21 protein-coding genes are annotated in these 19,370 nt (G+C 44.4%); 10 read left to right on the top strand and 11 right to left on the bottom strand.

The features are described 5' to 3' along the window. The first annotated feature begins 74 nt into the window (after window positions 1-74). Genes AB6D93_RS20300 through AB6D93_RS20290 form a run of 3 tightly spaced genes read left to right on the top strand, consistent with a single transcriptional unit; the run spans window position 75 to window position 1,290 of the window. Complete coding sequence (locus AB6D93_RS20300) at window positions 75-530, top strand: nitrate reductase cytochrome c-type subunit (protein WP_102333502.1); 456 nt, start codon at window positions 75-77, stop codon at window positions 528-530. A gap of 29 nt (window positions 531-559) precedes the next feature. Next, window positions 560-1,141 (top strand): NapC/NirT family cytochrome c, encoded by a 582-nt coding sequence (locus tag AB6D93_RS20295; RefSeq protein ID WP_009845456.1) that lies wholly within the window; start codon window positions 560-562, stop codon window positions 1,139-1,141. Window positions 1,142-1,152: 11 nt separating this feature from the next. Continuing rightward, window positions 1,153-1,290, top strand: coding sequence for a TIGR02808 family protein (locus tag AB6D93_RS20290; RefSeq protein WP_010430103.1), 138 nt, complete (start codon window positions 1,153-1,155; stop codon window positions 1,288-1,290). Between the two features lie 436 nt (window positions 1,291-1,726). Here the strand turns inward: AB6D93_RS20290 and AB6D93_RS20285 are convergent, their stop codons facing one another. Beyond that, window positions 1,727-2,413 (bottom strand): SH3 domain-containing protein, encoded by a 687-nt coding sequence (locus AB6D93_RS20285; protein ID WP_102333501.1) that lies wholly within the window; start codon window positions 2,411-2,413, stop codon window positions 1,727-1,729. Between the two features lie 96 nt (window positions 2,414-2,509). Here AB6D93_RS20285 and AB6D93_RS20280 point away from each other — a divergent pair, with 96 nt between their 5' ends. After that, window positions 2,510-3,085: a hypothetical protein gene (locus AB6D93_RS20280; RefSeq protein ID WP_102333500.1), complete on the top strand. Its 576-nt coding sequence runs from the start codon at window positions 2,510-2,512 to the stop codon at window positions 3,083-3,085. Between the two features lie 269 nt (window positions 3,086-3,354). After that, a complete protein-coding gene (locus tag AB6D93_RS20275; protein WP_017062621.1) occupies window positions 3,355-3,597 on the top strand; it encodes a hypothetical protein in 243 nt (80 codons plus the stop codon). A 169-nt stretch (window positions 3,598-3,766) separates the two neighbouring features. Here the strand turns inward: AB6D93_RS20275 and AB6D93_RS20270 are convergent, their stop codons facing one another. Further along, entirely contained in the window at window positions 3,767-4,225 is a 459-nt protein-coding gene (locus AB6D93_RS20270) for an Lrp/AsnC family transcriptional regulator (protein ID WP_017062622.1), read from the bottom strand. 149 nt (window positions 4,226-4,374) lie between these two features. Between AB6D93_RS20270 and AB6D93_RS20265 the strand changes: the two genes are divergently transcribed. Both AB6D93_RS20265 and AB6D93_RS20260 read left to right on the top strand, forming a co-directional pair. Then, on the top strand, window positions 4,375-5,304 hold the full coding sequence (locus AB6D93_RS20265) for a DMT family transporter (protein WP_017064490.1): 930 nt from the start codon (window positions 4,375-4,377) through the stop codon (window positions 5,302-5,304). A 158-nt stretch (window positions 5,305-5,462) separates the two neighbouring features. Next, complete coding sequence (locus tag AB6D93_RS20260; protein ID WP_102333499.1) at window positions 5,463-5,936, top strand: exoribonuclease R; 474 nt, start codon at window positions 5,463-5,465, stop codon at window positions 5,934-5,936. Window positions 5,937-5,984: 48 nt separating this feature from the next. Here AB6D93_RS20260 and AB6D93_RS20255 read toward each other — a convergent pair whose 3' ends face one another. From AB6D93_RS20255 to AB6D93_RS20230, 6 genes are all read right to left on the bottom strand, one after another. Next, window positions 5,985-7,358, bottom strand: a complete 1,374-nt coding sequence (locus tag AB6D93_RS20255; RefSeq protein ID WP_102333498.1) for a HAMP domain-containing sensor histidine kinase — start codon at window positions 7,356-7,358, stop codon at window positions 5,985-5,987. 66 nt (window positions 7,359-7,424) lie between these two features. Beyond that, on the bottom strand, window positions 7,425-8,156 hold the full coding sequence (locus tag AB6D93_RS20250; protein ID WP_017067448.1) for a response regulator transcription factor: 732 nt from the start codon (window positions 8,154-8,156) through the stop codon (window positions 7,425-7,427). 81 nt (window positions 8,157-8,237) lie between these two features. Continuing rightward, entirely contained in the window at window positions 8,238-8,918 is a 681-nt protein-coding gene (locus AB6D93_RS20245) for a spondin domain-containing protein (RefSeq protein WP_102333497.1), read from the bottom strand. A 9-nt stretch (window positions 8,919-8,927) separates the two neighbouring features. After that, window positions 8,928-9,611 carry a spondin domain-containing protein gene (locus tag AB6D93_RS20240; protein ID WP_065583911.1) on the bottom strand — a complete coding sequence of 228 codons (684 nt, stop codon included), beginning with the start codon at window positions 9,609-9,611 and terminating at the stop codon, window positions 8,928-8,930. Then, window positions 9,604-9,744, bottom strand: coding sequence for a hypothetical protein (locus AB6D93_RS20235; RefSeq protein WP_017067451.1), 141 nt, complete (start codon window positions 9,742-9,744; stop codon window positions 9,604-9,606). The genes AB6D93_RS20240 and AB6D93_RS20235 overlap by 8 nt, the downstream gene beginning before the upstream one ends. A 266-nt stretch (window positions 9,745-10,010) precedes the next feature. After that, window positions 10,011-10,352 (bottom strand): YggL family protein, encoded by a 342-nt coding sequence (locus AB6D93_RS20230; protein ID WP_102333496.1) that lies wholly within the window; start codon window positions 10,350-10,352, stop codon window positions 10,011-10,013. Between the two features lie 254 nt (window positions 10,353-10,606). Here AB6D93_RS20230 and AB6D93_RS20225 point away from each other — a divergent pair, with 254 nt between their 5' ends. Beyond that, window positions 10,607-12,634: a PhoX family phosphatase gene (locus tag AB6D93_RS20225; protein WP_017067452.1), complete on the top strand. Its 2,028-nt coding sequence runs from the start codon at window positions 10,607-10,609 to the stop codon at window positions 12,632-12,634. Between the two features lie 254 nt (window positions 12,635-12,888). Here the strand turns inward: AB6D93_RS20225 and AB6D93_RS20220 are convergent, their stop codons facing one another. The 3 genes from AB6D93_RS20220 to AB6D93_RS20210 all read right to left on the bottom strand — a co-directional run bounded on the left by AB6D93_RS20220 (window position 12,889) and on the right by AB6D93_RS20210 (window position 16,128). After that, a complete protein-coding gene (locus AB6D93_RS20220; RefSeq protein ID WP_017062631.1) occupies window positions 12,889-13,509 on the bottom strand; it encodes a LysE family translocator in 621 nt (206 codons plus the stop codon). Window positions 13,510-13,675: 166 nt separating this feature from the next. Continuing rightward, window positions 13,676-14,962, bottom strand: a complete 1,287-nt coding sequence (locus AB6D93_RS20215; RefSeq protein WP_019821956.1) for a DEAD/DEAH box helicase — start codon at window positions 14,960-14,962, stop codon at window positions 13,676-13,678. A 182-nt stretch (window positions 14,963-15,144) separates the two neighbouring features. Continuing rightward, the gene (locus tag AB6D93_RS20210; RefSeq protein WP_102333495.1) at window positions 15,145-16,128 is read right to left on the bottom strand and encodes a GTP-binding protein; all 984 of its coding nucleotides are present in this window, start codon (window positions 16,126-16,128) and stop codon (window positions 15,145-15,147) included. Between the two features lie 551 nt (window positions 16,129-16,679). Between AB6D93_RS20210 and clcA the strand changes: the two genes are divergently transcribed. Next, window positions 16,680-18,086 (top strand): H(+)/Cl(-) exchange transporter ClcA, encoded by a 1,407-nt coding sequence (gene clcA, locus AB6D93_RS20205; RefSeq protein WP_102333494.1) that lies wholly within the window; start codon window positions 16,680-16,682, stop codon window positions 18,084-18,086. A 206-nt stretch (window positions 18,087-18,292) separates the two neighbouring features. Further along, on the top strand, window positions 18,293-19,273 hold the full coding sequence (locus tag AB6D93_RS20200) for a TDT family transporter (protein ID WP_104216296.1): 981 nt from the start codon (window positions 18,293-18,295) through the stop codon (window positions 19,271-19,273). Window positions 19,274-19,370: the final 97 nt, after the last annotated feature.

Raw genomic sequence — 19,370 nt, 5'->3', positions numbered from 1 at the left:
CGACTGCTTTTTTCGTTACTTTTTGAAAGAAGTAGTCCACTCAAAGAATTAGCCTTTAGGCGGAGAAATTAACCATGAAAAAACTGATTACTGCCCTACTATCAGCTGGTCTTTTGCTAGCTGGTGCAGTTCAAGCTGAACTGGATAACCCAGGCGGCATTGGTGGCGTAGAATCTCTACGTGGTGCAAGTGAACTTGAAGCAACTCGCGCAGCAGATGACTTCAAAAAGTTCCCTCGTGACCAAGTACTTGAGAGTGACTACGTATACCAACCACCTCTAGTGCCTCATACTATTCGTAGCTATGAAGTTTCTCTTAACGCTAACAAGTGTCTTTCTTGCCACAGCTGGAAAAACGCAAAAGAAATGGGTGCTACTAAAGTGAGTGTAACTCACTACATGAACCGTGAAGATGCGGTACTTGCAGACGTATCACCTCGTCGTTACTTCTGTCTACAGTGTCACGTACCTCAAGCTAATGCTAAGCCACTAGTTGAGAACGAGTTCAAACCTGTAGATTCACTGCGTTAATCGTAGCCGGACTGTAAGAGAGGCTATATATGATAAAATTACTTAAAGCGTTTTGGAAAAGACTTGCGACACCAAGCAAAGCAGCCGTAGGCGTTGTTTTGTTCTTGGGTTTCTCGGGTGGTCTTTTGTTCTGGGGTGCATTCAACACGGGTATGGAGGCAACCAACACGGAAGAATTCTGTTCTGGCTGTCACGCACCTATCGTTGCTGAAATCCAAGAGACAATTCACTACTCTAACCGTTCTGGTGTTCGTGCTATCTGTTCAGACTGTCACGTTCCTCATGAATGGACAGATAAAATTGTTCGTAAGGTTCAAGCATCTAAAGAGCTATACGCACACTTTATTGCGAAAACCATCAATACTGAAGAAAAGTTCAAAGCACGTCGTGCTCACCTAGCGGAACGCGAATGGGCTCGATTGAAGAAGAACGATTCACTTGAGTGTCGTAACTGTCACCAGTTCGATTACATGGACTTCTCAGAGCAGAGCCCCCGTAGTGCGAAACAACACTCGACTGCGCTAGCTTCTGGTGAAAAAACGTGTGTAGACTGTCACAAAGGTATTGCACACAAACTACCAGACATGCACGGCGTTGAAGGCTGGCAATAAGGAGCGATTGAATGAGTACTTTAGAAAGCGTAATTTGGCACATCCTAGGTTACAGCGCTATGCCAGTTATCATTCTTGGTGGCTTTGCAGGTGTTGCAGCCGTATCTCTTTGGATTTTATCTATGGGTAAAGACAAAGAAATCGATTAACAATCGAGATTCCATCAACTTCTACCAGATAATTCTGATATGAGTTGATACGAAAAAGCCACTGATTTCAGTGGCTTTTTTATTGTCTGGTGCTTCGTATTTCGACTGTTAAGGTATTCCTACTGTTAAGTAAGAGGCAAAACGTTAAGCTTGGTTTTCCGAAGCTTCTGGATCGACGTTCTCTTTATCGACATCTTCCTTATCAAAAATCGGCAGCACCTGCTTTACGGAATCCCGACAACAATACTCTCATACCATAAAAACTGTAGACCCATTGTTTAAACGGAATAGCCAGATACTGCTTATATCGGATTAAATATAATGAGGTGCCAATAAAGAAGCCCACTCTGCGATAAAGTAAGATTTCAAAAATTTTACTTATGAACGGTAACCCTAAAGAATATTAATACGTCCAACACTTAAAATGGGGCGATTTTTACTTCGTAAATATTTCGTTTGTATTTACATCTAAATAAATTTTATTTTCAAGAGACAGTCCGCCGCAATAAATAAAATAGACATCTCGATTGCTGTACTTAACAGATTTCACCCATCCGCCTAATTCTTCAAAATCACTTGGGGCACACTCCCCCTCAGAGATCAGTTTAGCCACCGAATTACGGAATTTTTCTTGATGGAGCTTGAGGTCATCAGACTTAACCAAATAGGAATCCAATATCTCTTTGCTTTCTTTTTCCGAAATAATGACTTCATCATTCGATAAGCCTGACATAGAGACCCATTCCGCCGTCTGTGGGCCGCCTTCTTTAAGGACTATATAGTCTGAGATACGTGCCCATTCGCCTTGTTTCTCGAGTACCTCCACCTTTTCTCCTTTATAGAGGTAATCTGTTATCAAGCCATCAATTTCAGGTTGCTCGACCACTTCAAGCTTTCTCTCCAAAACGTAAAATTCCGTCTGCTCGGGTTCAGGCTGAAGATCCATGGTAGGTACAAGGTCAGATTCAGATTGCTCGGTAGCTTCTAACGCCGGCTCTTCCGTTTTCTCTTGTGGGATTGGTGCTTTATTCATGACCAAGAAGTAGTATGCCGCTCCTCCCCCTCCGCCCAACATCAACAACAACACAAGTAAAGCGATCAGCGCTTTTTTCATCAAATCCACCAGCTCTTCCGTTATAGGTATGTCTCAAGTGTACATCAACTCATGCTGCTGCTCATCTATACTCTCAATAGAGCGCACGGTAAGTAGAGGAAAGTCATGAGTTTTTGGGGGAAGATTATCATTGTAAGCGTAACTTTGAGTGCCAAGGTCGCTCTAGCGAATCATTGTGACCGTGAAAACTGGCAAACACTGTTGGATCGTCAGCTCTCTTTTGAAGGTCGCTATAATCAGTACACCAAAGAGTTCAACCAAGTTCTTTCAACCTATGAGTCACAGACATTGTTATCTAAACACTTTAATGAAAAGCAGATCATTGAGCTTTGGGCAAAGTATGAAGAAAGGTTTAATGTGCAGCTCAATAGTCATATGAATACCGCGTATGACGTCTCCGAGGTTTTGCTACAACAGGCGTATGTTGTGTCTAGTGAACTTGAAGGCGCTGACTCTCTAGCGTATTCATGGCAAGCCGTCGCCAAACACTGCACCAAAGCAAGACTCCCGCGCCAGGCAGAAAGCGCAAAGGTGCACGTACAAAGCTCACAATCACTCTCCCGAGATCTCCATACACTCAGTGAAAAATTCCGTCAGCTGTCTTCAAAATACCGCAGAGAAGCGACGATGATTGATGAAGCGCGCCACATAAACCAACCAGCAAACGATGCATCAAACTGAAATCACCATTAGATTCTCTCACTCGTTCGACTGGACTTTTTCGATAAATATGCTCAATCCCATTCATAATATTCTAAGAACTCGTTAATCAAAGCTTTATCAATAGGTTGTAAAAGTAATGTGCTATCTATCAACAATGAAGTTCAATTTCCGACCAATGCAAGCGAGTATGTGAGATATTCATCACAAAATAGATTTACAAACGCCAGAAAATTGTTATCATGAATCTTCATATAACTTAATAACAAGAAACATTTTGGCTAGGTAATATGCAAAAGACTATGGCTTTCAACTGCTTGAGTAACACGGAATGGACTGCAGAGATAAGAGGTAAACTTTTATCTGTAGCTAAACACATGGAAGAGTTCGGTTCAGTAAGTGAGCTAGAGCTATGTAAGATATTTGGAGAGACAATTTGGAATGACGGCGTGGATTATCATTCACATGCTTTTTCATTCAGAATTAATGCACAAACTGGGGATTGTTCAATCTCTAACTTTAAGTATCACTAAGTTTTGCACCTATCATATACGGAGTACCTTTCACGAGGTGCTCCGTTTTTTATTGCCTGAAGCCTGACACTTAATGGATGATTTTTGATATTGACCGCGCTTCTACTTCAGGAGTAAACCATTTCGTTTTCAGCTCATTCTGCCTTCGTGTTACTGCTCAGAGTTTGGCTTAATCGGTATAAATTGGCAGTGGTGCATTGCCTTTTACTTGTCTTATCGCAAGGTGGGTATGAATATCTTTCACGTTAGAGAGCCTTTGAAGTTTTCTTGTAAATGCCTCGTAGGCCATCAAGTTCGGGCTAACCACTTCTAGCAAATAGTCATAAGCCCCAGATACAACGTGGCAACTGATCACCTCTTCCATCTCTACAACAGCCGCCTCAAACTTATCTATCGACACTTCTTGGTGGTTGTTTAGGCTCACCTCAACAAACACACTCATTGCGATGCCGACTTGTTCTCGTGACAAGCTCACACGATAACCGTCAATAATGCCCTTTTCTTCTAGCCTTTTGACTCGTCTTGCACAAGGCGAAGGTGATAAACCCACTTCATCAGCAAGTTCAGCCGTGGTTAACCTGCCATCTTTTTGTAGCAGTTCGAGAAGATGCCTATCAATTCTATCCATAGTAAATGCCAAACATTAGTTAAATCCGTTAATTATTTGGTGAATATTAGCAGAAATCATCAACGATAGTTCAAGTTTAGCCAAAACTTGCCAACCTGTGGCACACCAACTGTTCCATAATGAGTCATCACCCACTCTCCTTCTATATTATGAATCTTGGCTACTTATCTATTACTGTCACCCTACTCATTTGGGCGAGCTTTTTTCTTTCTCTTAAAGGCGGCGCAAATTCAGATTTAACACCTGCCGATATCGCTCTCACAAGATTTCTCATACCGGCTTTGGTGTTATTGCCTTTGATGTGGAAAGCACGCAGCGCAATTGCCGTCGTCCCTAAACGGTATCTAACGGGTATGTTCGTAGGTAGCGGATTACCTTATCTGCTTGTTGCCGGAACGGCCATGCAGTTTGTTCCGGTATCTCATGGCAGTGCTCTTGTTCCGGGCACGCTTCCTCTGTTCGTTACAGGAATTGCGGTACTCTTTTTTAAGCAGCCACTCAGCCGACATCGTGTTGTTGGTTTAGGTTTGGTTTTGCTCGGCATACTGTTGTTTTTAGGGAGTAGCTTAAGCAGCTTCAACTTCGAATACACCAAAGGTCATTTGTTGTTTTTATGCGGAAGCTTAATGTGGGCGATGTTCACCATCTCAGCCCGTGTCGCTAATCTTAATGCGTTAGTCAGTGCCGGTTTTATTTCTCTCTGTTCTACTTTGCTTTTACTCGTCCTAATCCTGACTGGAACCCTCCCAAGCCACCTAATGGACACACCAATCGCTAATTGGCCCTTCACGGAGCTTGCCGTTCATTCAACAGTGCAAGGCGTTGGGGCGGGTTTAATCGCTGCGTTCACTTACCTTTATGCGGTTAATACCTTAGGGGCTGAACGCTCTGCCGCTTTTGGCAGTGCAACACCCGCAGTGGCGACCTTGTTGGCGATCCCACTATTCAACGAGATTCCTGATGCGATGACTTGGCTCGCCCTTGGTTCTATTTGCATCGGCAGTTTGGTCGCGAGCAACATATTCATGAGAAACGACCAGTCGATGCAGTACCAACCGCCAAGCCATAGCAAAGCCTGATACTGCGTTCAAACCTAAATACAGTTCCCCTAAGCATCGATTTTAGGGCTTGTAGTACACAGATAAGCCTGCCAACGCAGGCTTATCTAAAATCTGCTTTTTCTAAACTCGCTTCTCCATTAAACTGTCCGACCTTTTTGCAGATCCAAGAGAACACCATGCAACGCGACTACACCTTAAATTGCTTAATCACCATGCCTCGCCATGAACTAGAAGAATTTAGTTTAAGAATGATTCATCGCCTTGTACCTGAAGATGCAATGACGGAATTGTTTACGTTCGAGCAAGAAGAAGTCACCAGCGAAGAACGCATGCAATCAGCGAAATTTGACGCAATGCTTCGAATGACAGCTATCGCGCTTGGTGAAGTAAACCTAGCCTTCTCAGAGTCGGATAACTCGCAACAGAACATCGAGCGAATGACTCGCCTACTGCTTTGGCACTTCTACTCAATTTCTTTCAACCTTGAAGAAGCAATCGCAATCGAAGTGCACTGTGAGAAAGTAGAAAAGATCTTAAACAACGCACCTAAAGATGCGTTTGGCTGGGTTAAAGAATTAACTGAGCTACTTCACTTCTACGCGAAAGTGAACGAAGGCAACGAAGGCAACGAAGACAGAAAAGACGCTTAACGTTAGTTCTACGTAAGTATACATCGAGCTAAACGAAGGCAGACAGAGCTATACCGAAGGCAAATAAAAGCTTTGCTGAAAGGAGTTCTCTGCCTTTGTTGTTTCTAGCACGCTGTGATGTAACATCAGTATCGACTGCGCGATCTTGGTTCCTATTCCCAAAGAACCATTCGGCGCTTCCAGTTCAACCTCATTATGAATCACCACCTTCACCCGTTTGGAATCCGCTTCAAAACCAACATCTAACGACACCACAGTGCCACTTGGGCTATGCCTCAATGCATTATCTAACAGATTCAAAATCAACCTCTCAAGCAGATCACTGTCACCCACAGCCTTGATTCCAATAGGCATATTAATGTTCAACTCAACATTTTTATGGCGATATTTGCTTTGTATCGTTTCTAAGCATTCGCTCATCAGCCCATTGAAATCGATTGAAGCGTATTGATATGTGGGTACCGGGTTATCTTTCTTGGCGCTATCTAACAGCGAATGGAGCTGTTCAGATAACTTGTTGCCATTGCGATATGCCACATCTATGAGTGGATCCGAATGTGGGTTTTGAATCCTCCACGTTTCTAGATACCCCAATACACTCGACAATGGCGTTTTCAAATCATGACTGAGCTGTAATAAGCTTTGTCTGCGGTGTGACGACTGATATTCAAGTTGCAAAAATTGCTGTTGAATGTGCTTCGCCATCAACTGATACGAGCGTGCAATCGGCACCAATTCTGGTACTTGATGAATGAAGTTCGGGTCCAATCGAAAATCTTGCTCTGCTTGTTGTTGCAGCTTGTTTGTAACTTCTTCGATAGGGTTTAAGAGGCTGCGCTTCACGAGCAGGTAAGCCCCAATCGCAAAACCTAAGATAGAGATCAGCATAAGTCCTGCTAGCGCCATATAAGGTGTGTCGACTTGCGAATTAGCAATCACGGTATGGCGATTACTGCCAATCAACACATACAGATAGCCAACGGTCGAACCTAGCTCTTCAATCGCTGCCACGGAAAATACCTTGCGAGCCCCCGGATTTATCGGATCTTCCCCCAGAATGGGATAAGGCTCGTCGTTTAAAAACTGTTGAATGGGTGCTAAGTCTATCTGGTTGGCTAACACAGTGCCTTCTGGCGCAGCGTGCGTCGTGATGTTTCCTTGGCTGTCGAGAAAATAAATGTCGAAATCGGGACCAATCAACATCAAGGTATGAAATATGGATTTAAGGGCTTTGGGGTTGTAGTCAGTCCCTATCATCAGAGGGTTATCATCGCGCATATGAACCGCGAGCTCTTTGTGTAAGCTCTGCTTAGTTCTTTGTTCTATGGTCTCTTTTTGCCAATTATAGGTATAAGCAATCACCACACTCACGAGCAGAAACCACAAACTGGTGAACAACACTAAACGCGATTTGAAACTCATGTTCTCTCCTCGATGGCTCTTAGGTCTTACTGGCCTTTTAGTAAACTTCGGACGCGACACATAGGCCTAAGCTTTCGACTCAAACTTATAACCAACACCCCAAACGGTTTTAATGAAATCATCATCACTATTCGGCATCGCAAGCTTGGTTCTTAGACGGTTGACTGTGCTACACACGGTATGGTGATAGCCAGAGTGATGAGTATTCCAAACATGATCGAGCAGCTCGTCTTTGCTATACACACGCCCCGGGCGGGTTGCTAAGAAATGAAGTAAGGTAAACTCGGTAGCTGTCAGCGGTACGTCTTGGTTATTGAGTGACACCTGATGGCGTTCAGGTTGAATAGTGAGCACACCAAAATTCATAATCGATTCTGCTGTCACAACCTCTTGAGTCGCTGATTCGACATGGCTTAAACGGCGAAGCACGTTCCTCACTCTTGCTTGAAACTCGAGAACGCTGAAAGGTTTCGTTATGTAGTCATCAACACCGGCTTCTAAGCCTGACACCTTATCTAACTCAGCGTCTCTTGCGGTTAGCATGAGTACTGGCGTCCAATCCTCTTGCTGACGCAACATTCGACAGAAATCGAGTCCGTCACCGTCTGGTAAGCCACGATCCAGTACGATCAAATCGAAATGACCCTCTTTATAGAGCGCCTGAGCCTTTTCAATCACATTAGCTCTGATTACGTTATGCCCTTGGAACTTAAGATGCATCTGCACCAGTTCAGCCAAGTCATCATCGTCTTCAACCAACAATATGTTTGCCATCAAATTTACCGCAGCACTATTCATGATCCCTGCTCTATTCTGAGTCCGCCCACCTTTCAATTGACCGGAACAGAGCAGGAATTCTTTCATCGTGCTTTCAACCTGTTACTGAGTTCGAGTAATGGTGATTCTTGCACCGGGGTTAAGGAAACGATGATTTGCACTTAAAGTAGAGGTCGTAAGGCCATCATCTTGGCTGATTACGCCAGAGTGAAAACTCACTATATCGGTGTCGTCTCGTGTGGTATTAAAACCTTCACCACCGCCTGCTGGTCCCGGAATGGTTGCAGCAAGCTCATCGTTCAGCTCAGTTCCCGAATCCCAAACATTCATGTTCATGGTAAAGGTATCACCCACCGCTAATGACTTGAGCGATAATCCGGATTCGCCGACAAACGCATCATTGGTGTTCACCAACATGGAAGCAACTGAGATATATCCTTCTTGATTTGGGTCGACACGAATCGACACCGTGTCTTGCTCACCTGAAAGAATCAGTCCATTGCCTGAGGTGCCTTGATAAACATTGGCGTCACTGTCACTGAGCGCAAGCAATTGTGCATTACTACCCCCTTCCGCCAAGTATTCCAGATCGACAGAGGCACTTTGCCCAACTTCAAACAGATCAAAATTCGTATTGTGAGTCAACACCGCGAGTGGTGACATTGGTTGATTGGGGGTGAGGTTAGTAACACTCACATCATAGCGATAGTAATCGTCGTCATCGTCCGGACAACCCGCTAACACAGCTACTGATGCAGCGATAAATAGAATTCTAGCTTTCATACATCCCCCTTACTTCACAACAATGGTGATAGTTGCAACAGGGTTTAACCATCGATGGCTACTGCTATCGAGGTCACTGATGCCGCCCGCCGCATCACCATCACCAATGTTACCTGGATGAATATGAACCTTAGCGTTTGATACTGCCGTTTCTACACCGGTGCCACCAGCGCCAAAGGTAATGAATGGAGGGTTCGGCATACTGCCCGCCAGCTCATCATTGGCTTCTGTGCCTGCGTCATAACCATTTAGAGTCGCTTTGTAGGTGCCCGCTTGAGTTGGGATCTTCCAGCTATCTAGACCAACAAAGCCGTCGTTTGTCGGCAGCAACATTGCACCCAATGATAGGTACTCTAAATCACCAGTACTGATATCAAACGTAGTTGCGACGCCTGGATTGAGGATGCCGGCCGCTGGGTTCTCAACCACCACGCCTCCCGCGTTGGCAATGACACCAGATAAACCTGAAATATCGCCACCTTCGGCCATGGACTCTAGTTCCGAAGAAGCCGTTTCACCCGTTCTAAACATGAACAAGCTTGAGTCATGAGCCGCCGCTAAGATAGGCGTAAAGTAGATCCCTTTCGTTGCATTAGTGACAGTGACTTCAAGCTCAGCAGCCTGAACTTGAGCCGCTCCGAAGGCCAACATAGCCGAGCTGATCACTAAGCTGATTTGAGTACGTTTATTCATTTTGATTCCATCCTTTATCGAGTCCTATCGTTGCCAACAAAACGAATAACAGCGATATACCGTTACCTTTGCCAGAACGAACTGTGGTGTTGTTGACTCTAAGAATAACGATCAAATCTATCAGCAACTTCATTGAATTCTCATAAAACTCTCACAAGTTTATCCAAACTTATTACTGCAAATAAAAATAGCGATAAAGTACTAATATTTAATCGAAAAATATCAATTTATCATTTACGTCAGAAGGGATAGAAAAGAAGATAAAGAATAGAAATGGAACGAATAAAACGCAAAAAGGCCGAATCGATTTAACGATTCGGCCTTTATTCTAGCGTACTGTTGTTACTCTTTCCTAAGCCGTATTTGGCCTTTCAATCGAGCTAACAACACAACATCAAATTAGAACGCGTAGTTTGCGTCAATCAGTTCGCTAACTTCCACTTTGCTTACTTCAGCACGAGCTTCAAGCCATTGAGCAACTTGCAGTTGTTCTGCTTCTGTTACTGAACGGTAGCGCTCAATTGAGCATAAGAAACCTTCAAACAGCTCAAGGCCGCCGCCACCAAAGCACAGACCGATGCTGTCGATGAAATCGATAAATTCATCGATGAACACATCGTATTGGTCAAAATCAGCAATCGAAGTCGTGCAGCTTACTTCAAAACCTAGAATAGCGAATTCACCTAGGTATAGCTTTTTGCGTAGGCGACGATTTTTGTTTTCGATTTTATCTAATTTCATAACTGCCTCTCTTTTCGTTTGATAAAGAATTTATACACAGTTCCACATCAATCCCCAAGAGTTTTGTATTACACAAGGGTGTTAATGGCAAAAATCGTGCTACAGAAACAAAACCTTAATCAAATCTATAAAAATCTGTCACTTAACTGCTTCACGATTAGTCACACATTGACCCAACTTATTAACCAATTAGTTAGTAGGTGGGTAAGTCATGAATAACGAATAATAAAATCAGCCAATAGGAAGCAGTAAAGATGAGCAAGGAAACATTTGATAGCACTCGTTTTAATAAGAGCAAAAACAAACCCTTCGAAGAAGTTTTAGATGCGAACCTTTCAAGAAGAAATGTTCTCAAAGGCGGTTTAGGCATCAGTGCAATGACGGCGTTTGGTGCTTTTGGTTTAGCAGGCCACAGCACAGCGCACGCGGCGACAGCATCATCTAGCGCACCGCAAAAAAGCACTGCTACACTTGCATTCGAATCGGTTAAAGGCTCACTGACAGACAGTGTCGTTGTGCCAAAAGGCTATACAGCACAAGTATTGGTTCCTTGGGGTACTCCACTTAACAAGCAAGGCAATGCTTGGTTAAAAGATGGAACCAACAACGCACAAGATCAAGCAAACTCACTGGGCATGCACCACGACGGCATGCACTTCTTCCCGCTTAATGGCAACAGCAACGACGGTTTGTTGGTGATTAATCACGAATACATCGACCAAAAAGCACTGCACGCTAATGGTCCTACATACGATGAAGGCAACCGCCCTAGCCTTGATGAAGTACGTAAAGAGATCAACGCACACGGCGTGAGTGTGGTTCGTGTAAAACTTGAAGGCAACCAATGGGTGATGGTCGATAACGATCCACTTAACCGCCGCTACACAGGCGCGACCGTAATGGATCTGTCTGGTCCTGTTGCTCACAGTGAATTTACCAAAACCAAGTTCTCACAAGACGGCAGCCAAGCTCGTGGCACGTTGAACAACTGTGGTAATGGCTACACACCATGGGGCACTTACCTAACGTGTGAAGAAAACTGGCCGGGTTATTTCGTTAACAAAGGCGAGACAACACCAGCGCAAGAACGTATTGGTATCGCTACTGACAAAACACGTTACGGTTGGGACACGCTTTCAGGTAACAAACAAGAACGCCTAGACGAATTTGCTCGCTTTGACGTAACACCAACAGGTGAGTCAGCAATGGACGATTACCGTAACGAAGCACACGGTCACGGCTACATTGTTGAAATAGACCCATACACAGCAAACTCTCGCGCTAAGAAACGTTCTGCACTGGGTTGTTTCCGTCACGAAGGCTGTACGTTTGGTAAGTTGACCGAAGGCGAGCCAATCGTATTCTACTCTGGTCACGATTCTCGCTTTGAATACCTATACAAATTTGTTTCTGAAGAGAAATGGGACCCGCGTGACGCAGAACCGAGTAATCGCCTAAGTGCGGGTGACAAGTACATGGATAAAGGCACGCTGTATGTGGCTAAGTTCAACGATGATGGTTCAGGTACTTGGCTACCACTAACGTTGGGCAGCAAGACTACAAACGGCGGTAAGCTAGGTGATTCATTTGACTCTCAAGCAGCGCTTATCATCAATACAGCAGGCGCTGCCGACCTTGTTGGTGCAACGCCAATGGATCGCCCTGAATGGTGCTCTGTTGACCCAATGACGGGTACGGCTTACCTAACGCTGACTAATAACAACAAGCGTAAAGAAGCGAACTCTGCGAACCCTCGCGTAGACAACAAGTTCGGTCATGTTATCCGTTGGGATGAAGGCAAAACGGCAGGCGAGTTCGATTGGGATATCTTCGTATTTGGTTCACCAGCAGTGGAAGACAAGTCTATTAACCGCTCTGGTCTAACAGACATGAACCAATTCGCGAGCCCTGACGGCTTAGCGTTTGATGCTCGTGGCATCTTGTGGATTCAGACAGATAACGGCGCAGACGAAGTCACTGGCTACACCAATGACCAAATGCTGGCAGTGGTTCCATCTCAGTTAACGGATGACAACGGCAACAGTGCGGTGATTGATGCAAACAACCAAGCACAGCTTAAACGCTTCTTTGTGGGTCCAAACGGTTGTGAAGTGACTGGCTTTACCATCAGCCCAGATTTCAAATCACTGTTTGTGAACATTCAACACCCTGCAAACTGGCCATCGTCTGAAGATGCAACAGCACAAACTCAAGGCAATGTTCGTCCAAGAGCATCTACGGTTGTGATTCGTCGTGAAGACGGCGGTGAAATCGCGGTTTAATACGCAAATCTAGCTAAGATCAGAAACATTTCTGTTATCTAGTTTCTGTTCGCTAGCTCAGTAAAATCAAAAAGAGCGATAAGGCCAAATGCCCTATTGCTCTTTTTATATTCTATGCATTCTTCGGTTTAAGTAAGGAACCAAGCCTTAAAAACTTATCATCATCCAAAGAGCTCGTCATACCAAGCTCTAGTCATCCTCGAGAAGGAGGGACGACTGAGTCGGAGATCTCTAACCGTTATCGCTTTTCAGAATTAACTCACGAACAGCCACACACCAACACCCATCATCAACGTACCAGCAATACGGTTCATCAACTTAACGTTATCCGCCTTGCCGAGCATATGTTTTAAGCTCTTACCGCCGGTCGCGTATAAAGTCATGCAAACAAACTCAGAAACCAGAATGATCGACACGAGAATGAGTAACTGCGGTGCTAAGTCTTTATTGCTGTTAATAAAAGGAGGCAGCAAAGAAATCATAAACGCCCAGCCTTTTGGGTTCGCAATTGCAGTGACAAAACCTTGAACCACCAAGTCCCAATCATTGCTGACTTTTGTTGTTTGGTTGTCAGTACTGATCGCCAGTTTGCCTCTCGAACGCCACATCTGAACGCCTAAATAAAACAGGTAACCCGCACCAACAAATTTAAAGCCCGTAAATAGCCATGGGTAATTCAACATGATCGAAGCGATACCCAATACCGCGGCAATAGAAACCACAGCGACACCAGCCAGTTCACCGATCATCATCCATAATGTACGCTTGTATCCAACACTCATTCCAAGTGTCAACGCCAAAGTCATACACATACCAGGCGTGATTGACACGAAGAAAAACGTGGGAATAAAAGCCCAAAGTAGTGCGCTATCCATATTATTACCTTATCGACTTATTTTTATTTAATAGTTCTTGTTTCTTGATCGGGCTTGAAATGAAGCGAGGTTGAAACGAAGCAGTAATGACAATAAACAATATTGCGATCAATACAAACAAAAAGAGCCACATAACAGTGGCTCTTTTTCATTACCAACCGTAATTTTACTTACGACGGTTTTTAATTCGCTTCATCATAGTCAAACGACGTTCAGCGCTTGCTTGATCTTGTGGCTCTTCGTTCGCGTTGTTCTTACGACCCTGACGGTTTTTGTAAGCCGATTTAGTGTTCAGCTTCTCGATGTAAGCATCACGTTTCTTCGGTTCGTAACCCGGTTGTTCAACACGGCGAATACGTTGTTGAATCAGTTTTTCAACTTGAACAACAGTCAGCTCTTCTTCGCGGTTAACGAAAGAGATTGCGTGACCTTGTTTACCAGCACGACCTGTACGGCCAATACGGTGAACGTAATCTTCCGCTAGGAAAGGCATGTCGTAGTTAATTACGTGTGGTAAGTCTTCGATATCAAGACCACGAGCTGCAACGTCGGTTGCTACCATCACACGTGCTCTACCTTCTTTGAAATCATCCAAAGCACGACGACGAGCACTTTGCGCTTTATCACCGTGACAAAGTACCGCTTTAATACCGTCAAGCTTAAGCTCTTTAACTACATCATTCGCTGTTTCTTTATAGTTCACGAACACAAGCACTTGGCGCCAGTTTTTACGGCCAATAAGCTCAGAAAGCAGTTCAGTTTTACGTTCTTGATCCACTGGGTAAACCACGTGACCAACAGTAGCAGCCGTAGAGTTTTCGCGCTCAACACTAATACGTTTTGGTTTACGCAGAATATCAACAGACAGTTGGTTTAACTGAGTAGAAGTCGTTGCAGAGAACATCATGATTTGCGGTGATGTTTCTACATCCAACATGATCTTACGAACGGCATTGATAAAGCCCATATCAAGGATACGGTCAGCTTCATCAAATACTAGGAATTCTAGGTTAGCAATAGACACGTTACCCGCTTCTAAGTGCTCTTCTAAACGGCCAGGGGTTGCAACCAAAATATCCACACCCAGTTCTAGTTGACGAACTTGTGAAGACATCTTGTTACCACCGTAAACCGCAGAAACGCTTAGATCCGTGTATTTAACGTAGTCTTTAATGTTTTGAGCGATCTGCGCAGCAAGCTCACGAGTTGGAGCAAGAATAAGGCCGCGAGCCGTTCCTCTAGACGCTTTTTTACCGCTGTTCAAAAGGTGTTGAATAACAGGCAATGAAAATGCCGCTGTTTTACCCGTGCCGGTTTGAGCAGTAGCAAAAATATCATGGCCTTTACGAGCCATTGGAATCGCTTTTTGTTGAATTGGAGTGAGTTTTTCATAACCACACTCAGTCAACGCTTTGACTAATTCAGGAGCAAAACCTTGAGAGGAAAATGACATTGTTACGGGTTCCTTAAGCAGACAGCCTACATTCTTATTTCAGCCGAGCACTATAAAGTAATTAGAGTGATTTATCTCACATTTATCGTGATATAACGCAAACTTTCTCATTTAATCTGGTGTTTATCCCGCCTTCAACGAAGTAAACACCAAGATCCTTGGTTCAAACAGCAAAAACTGGGCTATTTGATGCCACACAGCTTGAGTAGAATCTGCTCTAGATCGCCCCATGGCATGAGCTGCGAGTCGATCACTTCCAATCGAGATTCAAAGCCATCCAGTGTAATTTCGTTCACAGACACGACTTGATTCGCCACATTGAATGCGTAGCAACCTTGGTCGGTGTTCACGACGGCTTTTACACGCTCGGCCGTTAGATCCGACAACATAGAGAATAGCGCATCGAAGTCGAACTTATGCTCTGCGCCAAACAACCAACCACAACTGAAATAGCCCTGTCCTTTATTCTCTTTACGGATGAAAGCTTCACCAGGAGGAAGTTGGAATTGAGGCTCTTGTTCAGCGTGATCGTGATGATGCGCTTCAATATGAGAGGAAGCACTGCCGTATACTCTTTCAATGTCTAACACTTCCAATGGCACTTCACCATCGTGAATTAGCTTATGGAAGACTTTTGCTGGCGTTTGATCCGTCACCCAATCATTGAACACATCGATGTCTTCAGAATGAACAAGGTCAACCTTAGTACCAAGAATCACATCTGCACTATTTAGTTGATCATTAAAACTCTGATTCGAGGTGTACTTTTCATTAGACAGATTTCGTGGGTCAACCAAACCAAGCGTCGCTTTTAAATCGACATATGGTGTGTACTGATCGGAAGTCAGTGTCGCTATAACCTGTTTAGGGTGACCAAGCCCTGTCGGCTCAATCAATAAACGGTCTGGCTTTTGGCGAAGTAAGGCATTAATACCCACTGACATAGGCACGCCCGCAGTACAGCACATGCATCCACCCGGCACTTCTTTAATCAAAGCGCCTTGATCTGTCATTAATGCACCGTCAATACCGATTTCCCCGAACTCATTAACCAGAACAGCCCAGTTTTCATTCTCAGGTTTATTTTTTAGCAGGTTCAAGATGGCTGTCGTTTTACCAACACCCAAGAAACCCGTAATGATGTTCGTAGGAACTTTTTTAGTCATATCAGTTCTCCTTTTTAAGGGAGTATATACTCAATCACCAAAAAGTTGACCCCAATCGATTGTTTACACTGAGATTCGTTAATAGAGGTTGGCGCGAAAATAATCAGAAGAGATAAACAGTAGAGGCAGAATGTGGAAATGGGATGCTCCAGACGAACTAAAGGCGTACTTACTCAGTACGCCTCACCCTCGTTACTCAATCGTGAGTTCGCGAATCAGGAAGCCTTAAATATCGACCTGAACATTTAACGAGGAACTAAAACTTTGTTTCTGAATCCATCCAAATTGTGTGTAAAACCTCACTTCTCCTTGCGGTTCGTTATGTTGCTTTACGATTTAACTATGGTTCATTTTTGGGGATATTCAAGCCGCCGCCAGAGAATCGATCAAAACTGTGACGGTGATTCCACTATTGAGCATATATTCTATTTATGTAACACGTACATTCCATAAATGAAATTCAACTTTTCAACTTTGTTGCTATAGGATATGCAGAGGAAGCGTATAATTTAATGCAACCCCGCCTTAACTCATTCAGGAAACTTATCTTTATGATCAGAAGAGAGAAAATTAAGCAATCCTTATTAGCCAAAATGCCAAGGGATGCTATTAATCAATTTCTCTCAAGAGATAAGACACCCGCTTCCGTTCTCTTTCTTTCTTGTATTGTAGGTGTACTTGCTGGCGTAGTGGGTACCTATTTCGAAGTCGCGGTTCATTTCATCACAGAAACTCGTACCGATTGGCTTAAAGATGAAATCGGTAGCTATTTACCCCTTTGGTTGGCCGCTTTCCTTATTAGTGCTGCATTTGCCTTTATTGGTTACTTCCTCGTTCACCGCTTTGCTCCAGAGGCTGCCGGTTCAGGTATCCCTGAAATCGAAGGTGCAATGGACGGCATGCGCCCTGTTCGATGGTGGAGAGTATTACCCGTAAAATTCTTTGGCGGCATGGGCGCGTTAGGCTCTGGTATGGTTTTAGGCCGTGAAGGGCCAACCGTTCAAATGGGCGGCAGTATCGGTCGTATGGTCACTGATATCTTTCGAGTCAAAGACGATGACACTCGCCACTCACTGTTGGCTTCAGGTGCCGCTGGTGGCTTAGCCGCCGCATTTAACGCACCACTGGCAGGAATCATGTTTGTGGTTGAGGAGATGAGACCACAGTTTCGCTACTCACTCATATCAATCAAAGCTGTCATCATCTCAGCAGTTTCAGCCAACATTGTATTTCGTTCTATCAATGGCCAATCTGCCGTTATCACAATGCCTCAGTACCAGCCGCCTGAACTCGACGCACTTTGGTTATTCTTATTATTAGGTGTGTTGTTCGGCCTGTTTGGTGTGATTTTCAATAAACTGATTACGCTTTCCCAAGACCTGTTTGTGGCGATCCACAAGAATGACCGTAAACGCTACTTGATGACAGGCACCCTACTTGGCGGTTGCTTTGGCTTGTTGCTCCTTTATATACCTGAATTAACTGGTGGTGGTATTGGTATCATCCCGAACATCACGAATGGCAGCTACAGCGCCAATGTGTTGTTGTTGATTTTCTTAGGCCGAGTCCTCACTACCCTGCTTTGTTTCGGCTCTGGTGCGCCAGGCGGTATCTTTGCACCAATGCTTGCGCTAGGAACACTCTTTGGTTATGCGTTCGGGCTTATCGCAGCGGCATTCTTTCCCGAACTGAATATTGAACCGGGTATGTTTGCAATTGCTGGCATGGGAGCATTATTTGCCGCCACCGTGCGAGCGCCTATCACTGGCATACTGTTGGTTATCGAAATGACCAATAACTACTACCTGATCCTGCCGTTGATCATCACCTGCTTAGGTGCGGTAATCATTGCTCAAATGTTAGGTGGGCAGCCAATTTACAGTCAACTGCTTAACCGTACGCTGAAAAACGAAAAACTAAGACAACAAGATCTCCCTCAACAAGAGGAAGTACGTTAATTACAAATGACTCATGAAACAAAAGCACACATTCAACGTGCTTAATCTCCCGATTCCGTATCAAAATCAAAAAAGCAAACGTTAAACTTGGTATCATCCACTCAAAATTAGTTGAGTGCCCTCAAAATCTATTGATGGAAGACCTACACACTCTAACTAAGGCAAATAGTCCAATATTCTGTAATTAACTAAGTCGGAGCAAGTCGTTGAACTGGAGAAGATTAACCCAAGTAAAAAATGTGCCGCCATCTCAGGCGTCTTTAGCACTTGGCGTTATTGGGTTAGGACAAGCTTGGGCGTTATATATCCCGGGCATTGGTGAGATAATTCGTCCCTACCTCGCTGCATTCGGCGCGCTATTATTGCTGCCTGTTTTACTGCGCTATTTAACGAGCTTTAATACCTTCCTTAATGATATTCGCCACCCGTTAAGCGGAAGCTTGATGGCACCAATGAGCATGGCTTTACTGATTCTGTGCGACTATTTAGCCGAGATATCGCCAGCTATCGCCTACCCAGTTTGGTTCTGCGCGCTATTGCTGCACTTTACCATGATGGTGTTGTTCTTCAGTTTTCAGATCATCAACTTCAAAATGTCGAACATTGTACCGAGTTGGTTTCTGTATCCGGTCGGTTTGATCAGCAGTTCCTTAGCTGGCACACAGTTCGGGCACACCGTATTTTCAGAAACACTTGCGGTCACTTGTATTGGTATCTATTTCCTTATGTTGCCAGTGGTGTTGTACCGCTTGGTGTTCGAAGGCAATCTTCCTCGCCGAGCAAGACCAACACTCGCTATCATGGCAGCTCCGGTTAACTTATCTTTAGCCGCTTACTTGGTTAACTTCGACAACCCAGACCCGATTCTAACAGGTGCATTGGCGGGCATTGCCATCACCATGACTTTGTTGATTTACTTGTGTTACATCCGCCTGATGCGTTTGAAGTTCCAACCTTCGATTGCTGCCGTCACCTTCCCATCTGTGATCAGCGCTATTGCCATGCATCGTCTAACTACATTTTTCGGCGCGGAATACCCACAATGGTATTGGCTACACAAGTTTGGTTTCTTTGAGCTAACCATCGCCACCATTCTAGTGATTTGGGTTGCCGGTGGTTACGTAAAAATGTACTGGCCTGAGTTTTTCGATTCCGACTACATGTCCAAGAAGATGAAACGTTCTTAGATAGAAGCGAAAAGATCTTAGCTGAACCATCGTGTTCTGCAGTAGTCGATGATGTCAGACAAAACCAACCAAACCCAAAAAGGCCTCACACTGTGAG

Source organism: Vibrio sp. 10N.247.310.23 (genome assembly GCF_041467155.1).
In the GTDB taxonomy this organism is placed as follows: domain Bacteria; phylum Pseudomonadota; class Gammaproteobacteria; order Enterobacterales; family Vibrionaceae; genus Vibrio; species Vibrio crassostreae_C.
The sequence above is the reverse complement of the archived record's forward strand: the minus strand, read 5'-3'. Positions and strand labels throughout refer to the sequence as shown.

Coding starts and splice junctions, on each gene's coding strand:
- AB6D93_RS20300 (WP_102333502.1), top strand. CDS start 75: ATGAAAAAACTGATTACTGCCCTACTATCAGCTGGTCTTTTGCTAGCT.
- AB6D93_RS20295 (WP_009845456.1), top strand. CDS start 560: ATGATAAAATTACTTAAAGCGTTTTGGAAAAGACTTGCGACACCAAGC.
- AB6D93_RS20290 (WP_010430103.1), top strand. CDS start 1,153: ATGAGTACTTTAGAAAGCGTAATTTGGCACATCCTAGGTTACAGCGCT.
- AB6D93_RS20280 (WP_102333500.1), top strand. CDS start 2,510: ATGAGTTTTTGGGGGAAGATTATCATTGTAAGCGTAACTTTGAGTGCC.
- AB6D93_RS20275 (WP_017062621.1), top strand. CDS start 3,355: ATGCAAAAGACTATGGCTTTCAACTGCTTGAGTAACACGGAATGGACT.
- AB6D93_RS20270 (WP_017062622.1), bottom strand. CDS start 4,225: ATGGATAGAATTGATAGGCATCTTCTCGAACTGCTACAAAAAGATGGC.
- AB6D93_RS20265 (WP_017064490.1), top strand. CDS start 4,375: ATGAATCTTGGCTACTTATCTATTACTGTCACCCTACTCATTTGGGCG.
- AB6D93_RS20260 (WP_102333499.1), top strand. CDS start 5,463: ATGCAACGCGACTACACCTTAAATTGCTTAATCACCATGCCTCGCCAT.
- AB6D93_RS20255 (WP_102333498.1), bottom strand. CDS start 7,358: ATGAGTTTCAAATCGCGTTTAGTGTTGTTCACCAGTTTGTGGTTTCTG.
- AB6D93_RS20250 (WP_017067448.1), bottom strand. CDS start 8,156: ATGAATAGTGCTGCGGTAAATTTGATGGCAAACATATTGTTGGTTGAA.
- AB6D93_RS20245 (WP_102333497.1), bottom strand. CDS start 8,918: ATGAAAGCTAGAATTCTATTTATCGCTGCATCAGTAGCTGTGTTAGCG.
- AB6D93_RS20240 (WP_065583911.1), bottom strand. CDS start 9,611: ATGAATAAACGTACTCAAATCAGCTTAGTGATCAGCTCGGCTATGTTG.
- AB6D93_RS20235 (WP_017067451.1), bottom strand. CDS start 9,744: ATGAAGTTGCTGATAGATTTGATCGTTATTCTTAGAGTCAACAACACC.
- AB6D93_RS20230 (WP_102333496.1), bottom strand. CDS start 10,352: ATGAAATTAGATAAAATCGAAAACAAAAATCGTCGCCTACGCAAAAAG.
- AB6D93_RS20225 (WP_017067452.1), top strand. CDS start 10,607: ATGAGCAAGGAAACATTTGATAGCACTCGTTTTAATAAGAGCAAAAAC.
- AB6D93_RS20220 (WP_017062631.1), bottom strand. CDS start 13,509: ATGGATAGCGCACTACTTTGGGCTTTTATTCCCACGTTTTTCTTCGTG.
- AB6D93_RS20215 (WP_019821956.1), bottom strand. CDS start 14,962: ATGTCATTTTCCTCTCAAGGTTTTGCTCCTGAATTAGTCAAAGCGTTG.
- AB6D93_RS20210 (WP_102333495.1), bottom strand. CDS start 16,128: ATGACTAAAAAAGTTCCTACGAACATCATTACGGGTTTCTTGGGTGTT.
- clcA (WP_102333494.1), top strand. CDS start 16,680: ATGATCAGAAGAGAGAAAATTAAGCAATCCTTATTAGCCAAAATGCCA.